This window comes from Bacillus siamensis (assembly GCF_051628075.1).
GTDB lineage: Bacteria > Bacillota > Bacilli > Bacillales > Bacillaceae > Bacillus > Bacillus siamensis.
On sequence record NZ_CP155579.1, the window covers coordinates 369246 to 386241 of the forward strand.

At 48.1% G+C, this 16996-nt stretch carries 18 protein-coding genes; 14 read left to right on the top strand and 4 right to left on the bottom strand.

Annotated elements, in window-relative coordinates; translation table 11 throughout:
* Nucleotides 1–12: 12 nt before the first annotated feature.
* Genes ABDB98_RS01880 through ABDB98_RS01905 form a run of 6 tightly spaced genes read left to right on the top strand, consistent with a single transcriptional unit; the run spans nt 13 to nt 5296 of the window.
* Entirely contained in the window at nt 13–504 is a 492-nt protein-coding gene (locus ABDB98_RS01880; protein WP_016937272.1) for a GNAT family N-acetyltransferase, read from the top strand.
* A 28-nt stretch (nt 505–532) separates the two neighbouring features.
* The gene (locus ABDB98_RS01885) at nt 533–1324 is read left to right on the top strand and encodes an amino acid ABC transporter substrate-binding protein (protein WP_060963615.1); all 792 of its coding nucleotides are present in this window, start codon (nt 533–535) and stop codon (nt 1322–1324) included.
* A gap of 22 nt (nt 1325–1346) precedes the next feature.
* Nucleotides 1347–2021, top strand: a complete 675-nt coding sequence (locus ABDB98_RS01890) for an amino acid ABC transporter permease (RefSeq protein WP_016937270.1) — start codon at nt 1347–1349, stop codon at nt 2019–2021.
* A 13-nt stretch (nt 2022–2034) separates the two neighbouring features.
* Entirely contained in the window at nt 2035–2784 is a 750-nt protein-coding gene (locus ABDB98_RS01895; RefSeq protein WP_060963614.1) for an amino acid ABC transporter ATP-binding protein, read from the top strand.
* A 17-nt stretch (nt 2785–2801) separates the two neighbouring features.
* Nucleotides 2802–3953 (top strand): M20 peptidase aminoacylase family protein, encoded by a 1152-nt coding sequence (locus ABDB98_RS01900; protein ID WP_438421189.1) that lies wholly within the window; start codon nt 2802–2804, stop codon nt 3951–3953.
* Nucleotides 3950–5296 carry an MmgE/PrpD family protein gene (locus tag ABDB98_RS01905; protein WP_438421190.1) on the top strand — a complete coding sequence of 449 codons (1347 nt, stop codon included), beginning with the start codon at nt 3950–3952 and terminating at the stop codon, nt 5294–5296. The genes ABDB98_RS01900 and ABDB98_RS01905 overlap by 4 nt, the downstream gene beginning before the upstream one ends.
* A 104-nt stretch (nt 5297–5400) precedes the next feature.
* On the opposite strand, the gene ABDB98_RS01910 is transcribed toward ABDB98_RS01905, so the two are convergent.
* Entirely contained in the window at nt 5401–6084 is a 684-nt protein-coding gene (locus tag ABDB98_RS01910) for an ABC transporter ATP-binding protein (protein ID WP_438421191.1), read from the bottom strand.
* Between the two features lie 14 nt (nt 6085–6098).
* A complete protein-coding gene (locus ABDB98_RS01915) occupies nt 6099–7541 on the bottom strand; it encodes an ABC transporter permease (protein ID WP_438421192.1) in 1443 nt (480 codons plus the stop codon).
* 212 nt (nt 7542–7753) lie between these two features.
* Between ABDB98_RS01915 and ABDB98_RS01920 the strand changes: the two genes are divergently transcribed.
* The 4 genes from ABDB98_RS01920 to ABDB98_RS01935 all read left to right on the top strand — a co-directional run bounded on the left by ABDB98_RS01920 (nt 7754) and on the right by ABDB98_RS01935 (nt 11262).
* Nucleotides 7754–8437, top strand: a complete 684-nt coding sequence (locus ABDB98_RS01920; protein ID WP_060963609.1) for a response regulator transcription factor — start codon at nt 7754–7756, stop codon at nt 8435–8437.
* Complete coding sequence (locus ABDB98_RS01925; protein WP_162492439.1) at nt 8424–9857, top strand: sensor histidine kinase; 1434 nt, start codon at nt 8424–8426, stop codon at nt 9855–9857. Before ABDB98_RS01920 ends, ABDB98_RS01925 begins: the two co-directional genes overlap by 14 nt.
* Before the next feature lie 153 nt (nt 9858–10010).
* Nucleotides 10011–11159 carry a tetratricopeptide repeat protein gene (locus tag ABDB98_RS01930; protein WP_438421194.1) on the top strand — a complete coding sequence of 383 codons (1149 nt, stop codon included), beginning with the start codon at nt 10011–10013 and terminating at the stop codon, nt 11157–11159.
* On the top strand, nt 11143–11262 hold the full coding sequence (locus ABDB98_RS01935) for a PhrC/PhrF family phosphatase-inhibitory pheromone (RefSeq protein ID WP_016937261.1): 120 nt from the start codon (nt 11143–11145) through the stop codon (nt 11260–11262). Before ABDB98_RS01930 ends, ABDB98_RS01935 begins: the two co-directional genes overlap by 17 nt.
* 143 nt (nt 11263–11405) lie before the next feature.
* Here ABDB98_RS01935 and ABDB98_RS01940 read toward each other — a convergent pair whose 3' ends face one another.
* On the bottom strand, nt 11406–11504 hold the full coding sequence (locus tag ABDB98_RS01940) for a YjcZ family sporulation protein (protein WP_016937260.1): 99 nt from the start codon (nt 11502–11504) through the stop codon (nt 11406–11408).
* Nucleotides 11505–11601: 97 nt separating this feature from the next.
* The gene (locus tag ABDB98_RS01945; protein ID WP_438421195.1) at nt 11602–12966 is read right to left on the bottom strand and encodes an aspartate kinase; all 1365 of its coding nucleotides are present in this window, start codon (nt 12964–12966) and stop codon (nt 11602–11604) included.
* A gap of 415 nt (nt 12967–13381) precedes the next feature.
* On the opposite strand from ABDB98_RS01945, the gene ABDB98_RS01950 reads away from it, so the two are divergent.
* Genes ABDB98_RS01950 through ABDB98_RS01965 form a run of 4 tightly spaced genes read left to right on the top strand, consistent with a single transcriptional unit; the run spans nt 13382 to nt 16990 of the window.
* Complete coding sequence (locus ABDB98_RS01950) at nt 13382–14335, top strand: ABC transporter permease (RefSeq protein WP_016937258.1); 954 nt, start codon at nt 13382–13384, stop codon at nt 14333–14335.
* Nucleotides 14325–15272: an iron chelate uptake ABC transporter family permease subunit gene (locus tag ABDB98_RS01955; protein WP_045926247.1), complete on the top strand. Its 948-nt coding sequence runs from the start codon at nt 14325–14327 to the stop codon at nt 15270–15272. The genes ABDB98_RS01950 and ABDB98_RS01955 overlap by 11 nt, the downstream gene beginning before the upstream one ends.
* Nucleotides 15266–16024 carry an iron ABC transporter ATP-binding protein gene (locus ABDB98_RS01960; protein WP_047476235.1) on the top strand — a complete coding sequence of 253 codons (759 nt, stop codon included), beginning with the start codon at nt 15266–15268 and terminating at the stop codon, nt 16022–16024. The genes ABDB98_RS01955 and ABDB98_RS01960 overlap by 7 nt, the downstream gene beginning before the upstream one ends.
* A 21-nt stretch (nt 16025–16045) precedes the next feature.
* Nucleotides 16046–16990 carry a siderophore ABC transporter substrate-binding protein gene (locus ABDB98_RS01965; RefSeq protein WP_438421196.1) on the top strand — a complete coding sequence of 315 codons (945 nt, stop codon included), beginning with the start codon at nt 16046–16048 and terminating at the stop codon, nt 16988–16990.
* The last annotated feature ends 6 nt before the right edge of the window (nt 16991–16996 follow it).

Below are 16996 nucleotides of genomic sequence, written 5' to 3' on the forward strand. Positions count from 1 at the left end.
GGAGGGCTCATTATGTCAAAACGATACCGGCTCGCAACGGAAGCGGACGCTGATGAACTGCTTTCACTGACACTGAGGGCATATGAACCGATCCGTAAGCTCGGCATCAACTTTGCCGCGGCAACGGCGGACAAAGAGCTCGTTTTGAATAATATACAAAAAAACGCCTGTTACGTTCTGGAGGAAGACGGACGCATCGTGGCGACGATTTCTCTGCGGATGCCGTGGGGGCCGAATCCCGGTCCGTACGGTGTCCCTCATATTTGGTGGTTCGCCGTCGACCCTGAAACCGGAAAAAAAGGGACAGGCTCAGACATGCTGGAGTGGCTGGAGAATACAGTGCTCCGCGATACACTAAAAGCGCCCTTCGTATCATTGGGCACAGCGGACAAGCATCCGTGGCTGATCGGCATGTACGAGCGGAAAGGCTACGTCCGCGCAGGCGAAAAGGATTTAGGAAAAGGGCACATCACCATCTATTTAAAAAAACAATTGCACGATTAACATATGAATAGGAAAAGGCGGGATTTCAATGAAGAAGAAAACATGGGCTTTGCTGCTCTCTGCCGCTCTTCTGGCGGTCTTATCAGCATGCGGAAACGGCAAAGAAAGCGAAGGCGGCGCTAACGTGCTGCATGTCGGCGCCACGGGGCAAAGCTATCCGTTCGCATATAAAGAAAACGGCAAGCTGACCGGCTTTGACGTGGATGTCATGGAAGCCGTTGCGAAAAAAATCAACATGAAGCTGGACTGGAAGCTGCTTGAATTCAGCGGACTGATGGGAGAGCTCCAGACCGGCAAACTCGACACCATCTCAAACCAGGTCGCTGTCACGGACGAACGCAAGAAAACGTATAACTTCACAGAACCGTATTCGTATGCGGGCACTCAAATCGTCGTCAAAGACGACAACAAAGACATCAAATCAGTCAATGATCTAAAAGGAAAAACAGTGGCGGCCGTTCTCGGCTCAAACCACGCGAAAAACCTTGAGAGCAAGGACCCGGATAAAAAAATCAACATTAAAACGTATGAAACACAAGAAGGCACGCTGAAAGACGTGGCTTACGGGCGTGTTGACGCTTATGTAAACAGCCGCAGCGTCCTGATCGCCCAAATCAAAAAGACCGGCCTGCCTCTGAAATTAGCAGGAGATCCGATTGTCTATGAAAAAGTCGCCTTCCCGTTTGCAAAGGATGCGGCTCACGATAAAATCCGCAAAAAAGTAGACAAAGCCATTGAAGAACTGCGGAAAGACGGCACGCTCAAAAAGCTGTCTGAAAAGTACTTTAAAGAAGATATCACAACGGAAGCAAAGCATTAAGAAACGGCGGTGAAAATCGAGAATGAACAGCATTGATTGGGGATTTATGTTTTCAGCTTTTCCCGCGTTAATCGAAGCCCTGCCGATCACATTACTAATGGCCGTCGCGGCCATGGTATTTGCCGTGATCGGCGGCCTTATATTAGCGCTTATCACAAAAAATCGTATTCCTGTGCTTCACCAGCTGTCAAAGGTGTATATTTCATTTTTCCGGGGTGTGCCGACGCTCGTCCAGCTTTTCTTAATTTATTACGGCCTGCCTCAGCTGTTCCCCGGAATGAGCAAGATGACGGCGTTAACGGCGGCGATTATCGGGCTAAGCCTGAAAAATGCCGCTTACCTCGCTGAAATTTTCCGCGCCGCGCTCAACTCAGTCGATGAAGGGCAGCTTGAAGCCTGCCTGTCCGTCGGAATGACAAAATCACAGGCGTACAGACGGATCATTTTCCCGCAGGCCGTCAGAAACGCGCTTCCCGCAACGGGAAATACGTTTATCGGCCTGTTAAAAGAAACATCGCTCGCCTTTACATTAGGAGTGATGGAAATGTTCGCCCAAGGAAAAATGTACGCATCAGGCAACCTCAAATATTTTGAGACGTATTTAGCCGTTGCGATCATGTACTGGATTCTTACGATTATTTACAGCGTGCTGCAGGATCTGCTCGAACGGGCGATCAGCAAGCCTTATCGCACATAGGAGGAGGCTCAGGATGATACAAGTCAGACATATTCGAAAAGCATTTAAAGACCTTACCGTACTTGACGGGATCGATCTTGAGATCAAAAGCGGCGAAGTCACGGCCATCATCGGTCCGTCCGGCTCAGGAAAATCAACGCTCCTCCGCTGCCTGAATCTGCTGGAGCGCCCGGATGACGGCATTATTGAAATCGGTGATGCCAAGCTGAATGCAGTGTCCTATTCGCGCAAAGACGTACACAAGCTTCGCCAGCAGACGGCGATGGTGTTTCAGAATTACAATCTCTTCAAAAACAAAACCGCGCTGCAAAACGTGACAGAAGCGCTGATCACCGCGCAAAAGAAACCGAAAAAAGAAGCGGAACAGATCGGTATGGATCTGCTGCGGCAAGTCGGTTTAGAGCAAAAAGCGGACAGCTACCCGATTACGATGTCAGGCGGGCAGCAGCAGCGGATCGGCATTGCGCGTGCTTTGGCCGTTGACCCTCACGCGATTTTACTGGATGAACCGACTTCGGCCCTTGACCCTGAGCTTGTAACCGGGGTGCTTCAAGTCATCAAATCAATTGCCGAAAAACAGACAACCATGGTCATCGTCACACATGAGATGGCTTTTGCGCGTGAAGTGGCCGACCAGGTCATCTTTATGGCGGACGGACGCATTATCGAGCAGGGAACACCGGAAGAGCTGTTTGACAATCCGCAGAACGAACGGACGAAAAAATTTATAAAGCAAGTGGGAGAGCCTGCTGAGCTTGTATAGGAAGGGACGAAGAAGAAATGGCAAGAGAAACGTATGAATCATTAAACAAACGTTTAATCAATATCCGCCGCGACCTTCATGAACACCCTGAGCTGTCAGGCGAGGAATACGAAACGACGAATAAAATCCGCCGCTGGCTGGAGGAAGAGGGGATCACGGTTCTTGATATTCCGAAACTTCAAACCGGAGTGATCGCCGAAATCAAAGGAGACAAAAGCGGCCCGGTCATCGCCGTCAGAGCGGACATTGACGCATTGCCGATCGAAGAGAAAACAAACCTTCCGTTTGCTTCGCGAAACAGCGGCGTCATGCATGCCTGCGGCCACGACTTCCATACGGCATCTATTCTCGGCACGGCTTTCTTATTAAATGAGAGAAAGCACGAGCTGAAAGGAACGGTGCGGTTTATTTTTCAGCCTGCGGAAGAAATCGCCGCCGGAGCGAGACAGGTCATTGAAGCCGGCGCGCTTGACGGTGTATCGGCAATATTCGGCATGCATAACAAACCCGACCTCCCCGTCGGTACGGTCGGTCTGAAAGAAGGCCCGCTGATGGCAAGTGTGGACCGCTTTGAAATCACTGTTAAAGGAAAAGGCGGCCACGCCGGAATCCCTGATAACAGCATTGATCCGATTCAGGCGGCAGGGCAGATCATCGGCGGCCTGCAATCAGTTGTCAGCAGAAATATCAGCTCGCTTCACAACGCCGTCGTCAGCATCACAAGAGTTCAAGGCGGCAGCTCTTGGAATGTCATCCCGGACCATGTGGAAATGGAAGGCACCGTCCGGACGTTTCAAAAAGAAGCGCGTGACGCTGTTCCGAAACATATGAAGCGGGTTGCCGAAGGAATCGCGGCCGGATTCGGGGCAGAAGCCGAATTCCGCTGGTATCCTTACCTTCCGTCAGTGATGAACGACGCCCGTTTCATCCATGCGGCGGAACAGACGGCTGAAGATCTCGGGCTTCAAACGGTTCGGGCAGAACAGTCTCCCGGCGGGGAAGACTTCGCGTTATATCAAGGAAAAATCCCCGGCTTCTTCGTCTGGATGGGAACAAACGGAACGGAAGAATGGCACCATCCCGCCTTCACACTCGACGAAAAAGCGCTCCCGAAAGCGGCTGAGTTTTTTGCCCGGCTGGCCGTTAATGTATTGGAGCAGGGGGAATGAATACGGAACATCTGACGGCCGGGCTTGCTCAGGCCGTCATGTCGTCTGTACCGGAAACATCCGCCGAAGCGATGAAAGAAGCGCGCAAAGGCCTGCTTGATTTTACAGCGGCAGCCTTTGCGGGGAGACGGGATAAAGGCATTGAGAAGCTGATTAAACTGGCCGAAGAAGAAGGCGGGGCGCCGACAGCTCCGCTTATCGGCAGAAATCAAAAAACAACGCCGTCCCAATCCGCGCTGATTAACGGATTCATTGCCCATGCGCTTGATTTTGACGATGTTCATTCTGATGTAAGAGGACATCCGAGCGCGGTCATCCTTCCGGCTCTGATCGCAGCGGCATCATCCGGCCATATAGACGAAAGCCGTTTTCTCGGTGCTTACGTGACAGGCATCGAAGTGATGGCGCGGCTCGGTGAGTCAGCGGGAAGACACCATTACGAGAAAGGCTGGCACAATACGGGAACGTTAGGCGCGATTGCGGCGGCCTGCGCCGTCGGTTTCGCGGAGAACCTCAATCAAAACGAATTGCAAAAAGCGATCGGCTTTGCGGCCGCCCGTTCCGGAGGCATGCGGGTGCAGTTCGGTACAGAAATGAAGCCGCTTCATGCCGGACTGGCCGCTCAAGCCGGGTTGTTCGCCGTAAAGCTTGCGAAGGCCGGTTTTGGCGGGTCGGATCATGCGCTTGACGGGGAGAAAGGCTTCTTCGGACTGTACGGCGATCTTGAACGGGCAGAAACCCTGCTTTTAAACGGGTGGGGAAACCCTTGGCGGATTGTGAGCCCGGGGCTTTGGTTTAAGGTTTATCCGTTTTGCTCGGCGGCCCATCACGCGGCGGACGCCATTCTCAAGCTGAAGGCTGAGCACGGTCTCACTTTCGGCCAAATGGAACGGACCGACGTTATTTATCCGCCGGGCGGGGATGCCGCATTGACAGAACGGCGCCCGAAAACAGGCGAAGCGGGGCGCTTCAGCGTGGAATATGTGATTGCCCTGGCTCTGCACGGTAAAGATTTTTCAGCAAAACACTTTACCTCCGAGCCGATTCCGGAATCCCTTCAAAAGGGGTTTGCGAGGATTCACCGAAGCTATGATGATCAAATTCAGCCGGCTGACAACGCCGTTCCGAAGGGCCGTTTTACAATTGTACGGGTCACGGCTTCCGGCAATCATGTCTATGAAACACGTATCGACTGTCCGAAGGGAGCGCCGGGAAACGGTCTTTCTGAAAAAGACATTGAAGACAAACTCCGGCTCGCTTTGCCGGGGGAAGAGGAAAAGGCGGAAGAATTGATTAAAGCAGCCGGCCAATCAAATATTGAACGCTATTTACAGCTGATATAAATAAAAAAAGCGAGGGGATGCAGCCCTCGCTTTTTTTACGTTCACTTCTATTGAATAGGGGGGATATAGGGTGCGCCCCTGTCTGCGCTGGCAGGGGCGCGGTATCAGGAAACGGCCGTGCCGTTTGCTTTTACCGTGAAACTTCCTCTTGATAAGCGGATGTTGATATCCGAAACTTTGGCGATTTGTTCGTCGTGCGTGACCATGATGACGCATTTGCCGCCTTTATGCGCCAGGTCCTGAAAGAGCCGGACGATTTCCTTTGACGTATCCTCGTCGAGATTTCCCGTCGGCTCGTCCGCGCAAATCAAATCCGTGTCACAGCAGAAAGCCCGCGCAATCGAAACCCGCTGCTGCTGTCCTCCGCTTAATGTCAGCACCCGCTGCCGGGCCTGCTGTTCCGTGATGCCGACCCTTTCCAGCATGCTGAGCGCGAACGCATCTTTGTTTTTCTCCTTAGAACCGGTAATCTCCATCGCCGTTGTGACGTTCTGGAGCGCCGTCATATACGGAATCAGATTATAAGATTGAAAGACGATAGAAACATATTGATTTCTGAATTTGGTTAATCCGATTTTGGAGATGTCTTCTCCGTTATAAAGGATGCTTCCCTCTTTAGGTGTATCAAGGCCGCCCGCCAGTGACAGAAACGTGGTTTTTCCCGTTCCGGAGGCGCCGGCAATTGTATAAAACTTCTCTTTTTCAAAGCTGATCGTTATATTCTGAAACAGCGGCTGTGTTTTGTCTTTGTACCAATAGCCGGCCTGCTGAAAGGTTAATAAGCTCATTACGCTGCCTCCTCTTATTCCTGCTTGGTCAGAATGGTTTTAGGATGAAGCCGCATGACTGATACAGACGGCAGTAATGTGGCGATGACGGCAATCGCGATGCCGATTCCGCCAAGAATCAGAAGATCATTCAGCGAGACGTTTACCTGCATCGTACTGATGACGTCCGCGCTGGATGAATGCTGGCCGCCCCAGCCGCCTCTGTGCGACATTTCTCCGCCGCCCCAGCCGCCTGCTGATTGCTGCTGTGAATCATCGGCTGAGCTGATCTGCTGGGAAAGAAGCTGGTTTCCGAGCTGATTCGCCACAAGGCTGCCTGCTGCGGATGCGATGCCGATGGCAATGACAGCGACAGCCAGAATTTCCGTTAAAAATTGTCCGATGAGCTTCCAGCGCTTTTCACCGATCGCCATTAAGACACCCATTTCATATTTGCGTTCCCTGATCGACATCATCACGATTAATCCGAGAATGACCGCGCCCGCGATGGATACCAGATACACCGCGTTTTTAGAAAACGATGCGACATTTTCAATCGGGCCGACCATTTGCTGATACACCTGATCGTTCGCCGTCAGCGTGTAGGTGTTATAATCTATGGATGTTTTTTTCGCAGCCGCAACGAATGAGTCAATATATTTGGCATCATCCATGTAATAAACGGCTGAACTGATGTTGTTTTTGTTATCAGATCCTTTTAACGCCGCCGCGGCGGTGTAAGGTGTATAGATTTTATTGTCAGGATTTAAGAACGAAAAATGCTGTGCCTGATCGTCTCCTGATGATGTTGTTTTATAGATTCCCACAATTTTAAGCTTCGTTTTCACCGAATCATCCGCTGCTGAGGAAACGGTAATGGAGCTGCCGACCTTCAGCTTGTTTTGATCTGCCAGCGTTTCATTGATCACGGCGACTTTTGCGTCCGCATCTGTTTTTGTGATATTGCGTCCGTCAGTGATTTTTGAGCCGCCGCTCGTGAAATCGTCAAGCAATGCCGCAGAGAGCACGCCTTCGACCGAAATATCCGCTGAAATCATCTGTCTTCCGCCGCCGCCTTGAAAACGGCTGCCGCCGGAATTATTATTGGCTGACTCGTCTGAGCTTTCAATCGCCTCAAAGCTTTCTGCATTTGCTGACGCTGTCGTGAGAAAGTTGTAATTTTTAACGTGCTGTAAGGATGTAAGCTTCTTTGCATCCGAGACGGAAATCGGCGTTGACTCAAACGACCTCTTTTCACCGTCTTTTTGCTGCTGCGCCATTTGCTTTTGGCGGTCAGCCTGGAGTGTGACGCTTCCGCCAAGCTGCTGCCTTGCCAGTTCGCTTGATTTCTTTGCCGCAGTTTGGATCGTAAGACCGGACAGGACAAAAATGCAAATCACTGAAAACACAACCAGCTGCAAAAATGTTTTTCCCTTTTTTGCCTTCATGCTCCAAAAGGCTCTTTTTATAAAGTTCATGTCGGTTCCTCCGTGTGGGTGTCAGATCTTGTAAAACCGGCCTTCTTTAGCACCGGTCATCCGATATGTATATAGTAGGAGAAATGTATGAAAAAAATATGAACAAACTATTTCCGGGTGATGAAATAAAAACTAACAATTGTGAAACGCGAAAATATCCGGGTAAAATGGTGCTATTATAAGTAAAAGCGTCAAGATAAGCGGAGGAACCAATGAAGATATTAATGATAGAAGACAATATAAGCGTATGCACCATGACGGAAATGTTCTTTTTTAAAGAAGGATTTGAAGCCGAATTTGTCCATGACGGAGTGGAAGGCTATCAGCGGTTCACAGAAGAGGAGTGGGATTTGGTCATTCTGGACATTATGCTTCCGTCCATGGATGGAGTGACGATCTGCCGGAAAATAAGAGAGACGAGCAGTGTGCCGATTATTATGCTGACCGCAAAGGACACGGAGTCTGATCAGGTGATCGGGTTTGAAATGGGGGCCGACGACTATGTCACCAAGCCGTTCAGCCCGCTGACTCTTGTAGCGCGGATTAAAGCGGTGATCAGAAGATACCGGGCGACGGGGCAGGCCGTAAAAAGCGATGACTTGATCGAAACGGCGTGTTTTTCAATCAATAAGAAGACGCGGGAAGTGTTTCTGCACGGAAAGGCTGTCGAGAATCTGACACCGAAGGAATTTGATCTGCTCTTTTATCTCGCACAGAACCCGCGCCAGGTTTTTTCAAGAGAGCAGCTGCTTGAGCAGGTGTGGGGCTATCAATTTTACGGCGATGAACGTACGGTTGATGTTCATATTAAACGGCTGCGCAAAAAACTGTCCAGTGACGAAAAAACGTTTTTATACACGGTGTGGGGGGTAGGATACAAATTTGATGAGGATTAAATACTTATATCAGCTGTTGCTGAGCCATGTCAGCATTTTGATTTTGGCCTTTTTCATCATCATTTCCCTGTTTTCACATTTTGTGAAAGATTTTGCGTATCAAAACAAAGTGGATGAGCTGTCATCCTATGCCCAACAGATCACAAGTGAGCTGAACGGGCGCGAACTTGATCTGCGCCGCTTGTATCCGTATCAGGACATGTTAAAAACGCGCGAGACAAGGTTTATTATTTTTGATGAACATCAGCGGCCTTACTTTTTTCCTGACGATATGCCGCCGCGCGAGAAGCTGAAAAGTAAAGAGTGGCGCATGCTGAAGCAAGGGAAAACCGTTCAGATCAGAGCGGAGATGAATCGTTTTAATACGGAAGGCTTAGAAGTATCGCTCGTCGCAAAACCGCTTTTTATCAACAATCAATTTAAAGGCGCGGTGCTGCTCGTGTCTCCTGTCAGAGGGGTCGAGCAGATGATCAGCCAGGTCAACCGCTATATGATTTACGCGATTATCAGCACCCTTATCATCACGATTCTGTTAAGCTGGCTTTTATCTAAGTTTCACGTCAAGCGGATTCAGACATTGCGGGATGCGACGGGAAAAGTGGCTTGCGGTGATTACGATATTTCGCTCAAGAACAGCGGCGGCGATGAAATCGGCATGCTGGCGTCCGATTTCAATACGATGGCTAAAAATCTGAAGCAATCGAGAGAGCAGATTGACCGCCTTGAAAAGCGGAGGCGCCAATTTATCGCCGATGTTTCCCATGAGCTGAGAACGCCTTTGACGACCATTAACGGGCTGGTGGAGGGCCTTAACAGCAACACCATCCCGGAAAAAGATAAAGAGAAATGCTTCTCGCTGATCAGCGAAGAAACGAAGCGGATGCTCAGGCTCGTGAAAGAAAACCTGGATTATGAAAAAATCAGATCCCAGCAGATCAAGCTGGACAAGCTGAGCCTGCCGCTCATCGAGGTGTTTGAGATTATTAAAGAGCATCTCAATCAGCAGGCCGAGGAAAAACAAAACCGGCTCCGGATTGAAGCGGAGGACGGCGTCAAAGTGTTCGCCGATTATGACAGGCTGATCCAGATTCTCGTCAACATTACGAAAAACAGCATTCAATTCACGCAAAACGGAGACATTACGCTGCGCGGGTATGAAGGCTATAAGGAAACAGTTATTGAAATCGAAGACACCGGAATCGGTATTTCGAAAGAAGAAATTGAGCACATATGGGAGCGTTTTTATAAGGCGGATGTGTCCCGAACGAATACGGCATACGGCGAATACGGACTCGGCCTGTCCATCGTCAGGCAGCTCGTCGAAATGCACAAAGGCACGATAGACATTGACAGCGAAAAGGGAAAAGGCACAACCTTTACAATCCGCCTTCCGCTGAATACGAAACATGAATCATTTTAAAACCGGCAGTCCTGTTTGGCTGCCGGCTGTTTCATCTTCACTGCGAAAAATTGCGCTCTGCCGAAACAAAGTTTGCGTGTTTTTCGGGATGGAAAGACACGGAAACGTGATAAAATAACTGGTAAACAGGTCTTGGATGGGGAGGGTGAAGGAATGAAGAGCGGGTTAATTCCTTCTTCAGCAGTCGGGCAGAAGATTAACGAGTGGTATCGATACATAAGAACATTCAGCGTGCCGGATGCGGAGATCTTGAAGGCCGAGATCAAACAAGAGCTTGACCATATGGAGCCTGATTCGAACTTGGTGCTTTATTATTCCCTCATGGAATTTCGCCATCAGCTGATGCTGGACTACTTGGAGCCGCTGGAAAAACTGAAGATAGAAGACCAGCCGACCCTGTCGGAAATTCTTGATAATATTGATAACAGCCAGGCCGGACTCAAAGGGCTTCTCGATTATTACGTCAACTTTTTCAAAGGCATGTTTGAATTTGATAAAAGAGAATTTATATCAGCGATTACGTATTATAAACAGGCTGAGAAAAAACTGGCCTTCGTATCGGACCACGTGGAGCGGGCAGAGTTTTATTTTAAGGTGGCCGAAGCTTATTATCATATGAAACAAACGTATTTTTCTTTGATACATATAAAGAATGCTTATGAAATTTACGTAGAGCAGGACACATACAACGTCCGGATCATTCAATGCCATTTTGTGTTCGGCGTCAATTTAATGGATGAAAGACGTTTTGAACAGGCGGCCAAACATTTTCAGCACGCTCTGCAAATGGCTGAAAAAGAACAAAAAGCGCAGCTTGTCGGGAGGGCGCTGTATAACCTCGGACTGTGCTACTACAATCAGGACCGCACCGACGAAGCGATTCCTTACTTTGAACGGGCGGTTGATACATTTGAATCACAAAGAATCGTCAATTCTCTTCCTCAAGCATATTTTCTAATCACACTCATTTACTTTAAACTCGGAAAAAAAGATAAAGCGTCGGAATATCACAGGCGGGGATATGAATATGCTAAAGAAACAGACGATCCCGTTTACACGGTAAAATTCGAATGGCTGCAGGCTCTGTATCAGGCGAAACCGGATGAGGAAACAATCAGCGCGTGTTTTTGCTACCTGGAGAATAAAAATTTGTACGCCGATATAGAGGATTTAGCACTAGAAGCAGCTAAATATTACTATGAACAAAATTGCTTTAAAATTTCTTCTGACTATTTTCTGAAAGTCGAAGAGGCAAGAAAACAAATACAAAGGAGTGAGGGTTTGTATGAAATTGAAATCTAAATGGTTTGTTATTTGTTTAGCAGCCGCCGCGATTTTTACAGTTGCAGGTGCAGGCCAGACAGATCAGGCTGACTTCCATGTAACTGAAAGAGGAATGACGTGAGAAGAAAATAACCTGAACAAAGAAAAAGACTGCCTGAGAATGTTCTCAGCAGTCTTTTTTTGCGTGCATGGAAGCGGCTCAAAGAAAAAAAGAAAACGCCGCAGGTCAAAACCCGCAGCGTCCTCATATAGACGGAGTGATGCTTAGAAACCGCCAACAAAGGCAGTACCTACAATGACTAACAGGATAAATAAAACAACGATCAAAGCGAAAGAGCTAATTCCTTCTCCTGAGTATCCCATTATTTGCTTCACCTCCATATTGTCTATACCATACAATATGTTTCAGAAGCTGTTTTGTAAGGGATAGTAGTGGACAAGAGAAAAAAGAGGCTGTGCCCTATGAGAGTAAGACCCCGGCGAAAAATTCGTCATACAGCGCCCGCACCGCGTGTTTTTCCTGTTCTTCTTTCACCCCGAACATCATGCTGACTTCCGATGATCCCTGATTGATCATCTCGATGTTGACGCCGGCTCCCGACAGCGCTTTGGATGCCCTGGCGGTTGTGCCGACATTATGGCGCATCGCTTCGCCCACTACCATAATCAGCGCCAGATTGTGCCTGACGGTGACTTCATCTGCTTGAAGTTCCTGCTTCAGACGGGTGACGAGCTTCTCTTCCAGTTCTAAGTCCATCTGATTGTGCCGAAGGATGATTGTGATATCGTCAATCCCGGATGGAACGTGCTCATACGTCAATCCTTCTTCCTCCAAAATGTGAAGGGCTTTGCGGCCGAAACCGATTTCCCGGTTCATTAAATATTTGCTTATGTAGATGCTGCAAAAGCCCGTGTCGCTTGCGATGCCGATGACAGGCCCGTTCGTATTGTCGCGGCTGCTGACGACGCGCGTTCCTTTCGCATCAGGATTATTCGTGTTTTTAATCTGAACGGGGATGCCGGCCCGAAAAGCGGGAATCAGCGCTTCATCATGAAAAACGGAAAACCCGGCATAGGAGAGCTCACGCATTTCCCGATACGTCAGTTCGTTAATTTCTTTCGGATGCTGCACGATTGACGGGTTGACGGAATAGACGGCGTCCACATCGGTAAAGTTTTCGTACAGGTCGGCCTTTAAGCCGTTGGCGAGAATGGAGCCGGTAATATCTGAACCGCTCCGGGAAAACGTCACAATCTCATGCTCCTTCGTATAGCCGAAAAAACCAGGAAAAATGATCAAGCCTTCACGGTTTCTCAGACGGTACAAATGATCATAAGACTCAGGGAGCACCTGTGCGCTGCCGGGTTCATTCGTCACATACAGCCCCGCTTCTTTCGGGCTTACGTATTCGGCTTTCACGCCCTGCCTGCGGAAGTAGGCCGCGATCAGCTTCGCGTTATTGTCCTCGCCGCTCGCTTTCACCGCATCCATATACTGATCGGGATTGGCTTTGCTGCTGTTTAAGAGAGCGAATAAGTCACGGCGGATTCTTTCTATAATAGAGGGATCGAGATCCAGCTCGCGCGCGATGGCGGCGTACCGCTCAATGACCGCTTCGGCGAGCTCGGGAGCCGCTCCTTTTTGCAAATAATGCTCCGCACAGCGGATTAACAGATCCGTCACCTTTGTATCGTCCGAGAAGCGTTTTCCCGGCGCCGATACGACGACGGCTTTCCGCGCGGGATCGGCCGTCACGATTTGAAACACTTTCTCAAGCTGGGCTCCTGACGCAAGGGAGCTGCCTCCGAATTTTACAACTTTCATGATTTACATCCCCTAATATTTAAATTTTCTCACAAATTTAATTTTTATTATCTCTCTTTCAAAGAGGTAAATCAAGGGTTTTTTTCTACGTGGAAAGCACATTTGTATTCACAGAGAGGAATTTCGTCGCTGTTTGTCAGATTTGCTTCCTTAAAGTGTGTCATCCTGTGCAAAAAATGATAAGCAGCCAAATGAAGGTTATAGTAAATCCTGCAAATTCTTGATAGACTGATTGTAAAAGAATTTAGTGTACGGCCCGCGGATGACCGCTTTTAAAAGCAAAACCGTATTGACTGCGCTTGGAAAGATGATAAGATTATAATTGTCGTTGATAATGATAATCATTACGAGTGGGGATGTATGGGAGTTGTTTGGCAATGAGTCATACCGTTTGTGATGGGTGCGGGGAGGCAGCATGAAGCTACGTTACTTACTTTTGCTACTGGCGGTATTGGCGTGTACTTCTATTTTTATCGGTGTAGAAGACTTGTCGCCGCTGGATATTTTTCATTTAAATAAAGAACAGGCAAGTACATTATTTGACAGCCGGCTGCCGCGTTTGGTGAGCATTATTATTGCCGGCATGAGCCTGAGCATCTGCGGATTAATCATGCAGCAGATCAGCCGGAATAAATTTGTATCGCCGACGACTGCGGGAACGATGGACTGGGCAAGGCTCGGGATTTTGATTTCATTAATGCTTTTTACGTCAGCGAGTCCGCTTGTGAAAATGTCTATCGCTTTTATTTTCGCGTTGGCGGGAAATTTCCTGTTCATGAAAATCCTCGAGAGAATCAAGTTCAATGATGCGATTTTTATTCCTCTCGTCGGTTTAATGCTTGGGAATATCGTCAGTTCAGTCGCCACGTTTATCGCGTATAAATACGATCTGATCCAAAATCTGTCGTCCTGGCTTCAGGGGGATTTCTCATTGGTCGTCAAAGGCCGGTACGAGCTTTTATATCTGAGTATCCCGCTTGTGATCATCGCTTATGTCTATGCGGATAAATTTACGGTGGCGGGAATGGGAGAGAGCTTTTCCGTCAATCTCGGCCTGAAATACAAACGCGTCGTCAATATCGGTCTGATTATCGTGTCGCTTATCGCTTCACTTGTGATTCTGACCGTCGGGATGCTGCCGTTTCTCGGTTTGATCATTCCCAATATCGTGTCGATCTACAAAGGGGACAACCTGAGGAGCAGTCTGCCCCACACAGCTCTCTTGGGCGCTGTTTTTGTGCTGTTTTGCGACATTTTGGGAAGGGTGATCATCTTCCCTTACGAAATTTCCATCGGCCTGATGGTCGGTGTGATCGGCAGCGGCATCTTCCTGTATATGCTGTTAAGGAGAAAAGCATATGAGTCATAATAAAAAAATTACGCTGCTGGCGGCGCTCGCCATGATATGTATCGGATTCTTTTTGTTCTACGGACTGGGCAACTGGGAATACTCCCTGCCGAGACGGTGCTTCAAAGTGCTTGCCATGATGCTCACCGGGGGAGCGATCGCATTTTCAACGGTCATCTTCCAGACGATTACAAATAACCGCATACTGACACCGGGCATTCTAGGCCTCGATTCCCTGTATATGCTCATTCAGACCGTCATCGTGTTTCTGTTCGGTTCAATGAATATCGTCATGATGAACAAAAACCTTAATTTCGTCATCTCCGTCGGGCTGATGGTGCTCTTGTCACTCGTTTTATATCAGCTCATGTTTAAAGGCGAGGGGCGGAACGTGTTTTTCCTTCTGCTTGTCGGCGTCGTGTTCGGCACGCTGTTCAACAGTCTGTCATCCTTTATGCAGATGCTGATTGATCCGAATGAGTTTCAGGTTGTTCAGGACAAAATGTTTGCCAGCTTTAACAATATCAACACCGATCTTTTAGGATTTGCCGGTGCCGTCTTTCTTCTGACAGGCATTTATGTCTGGCGGTTCACGCGTTTTTTTGACGTGCTGTCGCTCGGCAGGGAACACGCCGTCAACCTTGGGATTGATTACGATAAGCTTGTGAAACAGATGCTCATTGTCGTCGCTGTTCTTGTGTCTGTCTCTACGGCTCTTGTCGGGCCGATTATGTTTTTAGGACTGCTTGTCGTCAATCTAGCGAGAGAGTTTTTAAAAACCTTCAGGCACACGTATTTAATCGCGGGGTCTGTTCTGATCAGCATCATCGCGCTTGTCGGAGGCCAGTTCGTCGTGGAAAAAGTGTTCACGTTTTCCACAACGCTGAGTGTCATCATTAATTTTGCCGGCGGGATTTATTTTATCTATCTGCTGTTAAAGGAGAATAAATCATGGTAGAGGTCAAAAATGTAAGCAAACAATACGGCGGGAAAGTTGTCCTTGAGAAAACGTCTCTTTCCATTCAAAAGGGCAGGCTTACCTCGTTTATCGGTCCGAACGGCGCGGGAAAAAGCACGCTGCTGTCTATCATGAGCCGACTGATTAAGACGGATTCCGGAGAAATCACGGTTGACGGTCAAGAGATCGGTTCCTGCAAAAGCAATGATCTGGCGAAAAAAATCAGCATCCTGAAGCAGACGAACCAAATCAATATCAGGCTGACGATTAAAGACCTGGTCAGCTTCGGCCGATTTCCGTATTCCCAGGGGAAGCTGACGGATGAGGATTGGGTGCACATCAACCAGGCCCTCAGTTATATGAAGCTTGACGACTTAAAGGATAAATATCTCGATCAGCTCAGCGGAGGCCAGTGCCAGAGGGCGTTTATCGCGATGATTATCGCTCAGGATACGGATTATATTTTTCTCGATGAGCCGCTGAACAATTTAGATATGAAGCATTCCGTTGAAATGATGAAGCTGTTGAAGCGGCTTGTGGAGGACTTCGGAAAAACGGTCGTCGTAGTGATTCACGATATCAACTTCGCTTCCGTATACTCAGACCATATCGTTGCTCTGAAAAACGGCCGGATCGTCAAAGAAGGGCCGGCGGAGGAGATTATTGACACTTCCGTGCTTGAAGACATTTATGATATGACTATTCCGATTCAAGAGATTGACAGTCAGCGGATCGGTGTGTATTTTTCTTAAAAACCAGATGAGGTGAGAGACATGAAAAAATTCGCATTGCTATTTATTGCGCTCGTTACGATTTTTGTTGTTTCTGCATGCGGAAACGGGGACAAAACATCCGGCAAATCAAAAGAAATGGTCACGATTAAGGACGACATGAACAAAGAAGGAGTCAAAGTGCCGAAGAACCCGAAAAAAGTCGTCGTATTCAACTTCGGAATGCTGGACACGATGGATGAACTCGGTTTACAGGATCATGTGGCGGGACTTCCGAAACAAAACCTTCCAAAATACTTATCTTCATATAATAGTGATAAATACGCCAATACAGGCGGTTTAAAAGAACCGGATTTTGAAAAAGTCGCAGATATTGATCCGGATTTAATCATTATCGCCCACAGACAATCTGATTCTTATAAAGAGTTCTCAAGAATCGCGCCGACGATTTATCTTGATGATGACTATACAAACTACGTTGACAGATTCAAACACAACACCGAAGTGATCGGCAAAATCTTTAACAAAGAAAATGAAGTGAAAGATAAGCTTGCGAACATTGACAAGTCCATTGCCGATCTGAAGAAAAAGACAAGCAGCACGGATAAAAACGGTCTAGTGGTGATGGCGAACGACGGCAAAATCAGCGCGTTCGGATCTAAATCAAGATACGGCTTCATTCATGATGTGTTCGGCGTTAAACCAGCTGACAAAAACATCGAAGCATCACTGCACGGACAAAGCATTTCCTATGAATATATCGCCAAAACAAACCCTGATTACATGTTTGTCGTTGACCGCGGAACAGCGATCGGCACAAAATCTTCAACGAAACAAGTGGTTGAAAATGATTATGTAAAATCGGTGAAAGCCGTGAAAAACAACCATGTTGTCTACCTTGACTCAGCTACATGGTATTTATCAGGAGGCGGCCTGGAATCCATGTTGCAAATGGTGAAAGAAGTAAAAGACGGAATCGAGAAATAAAAAAAG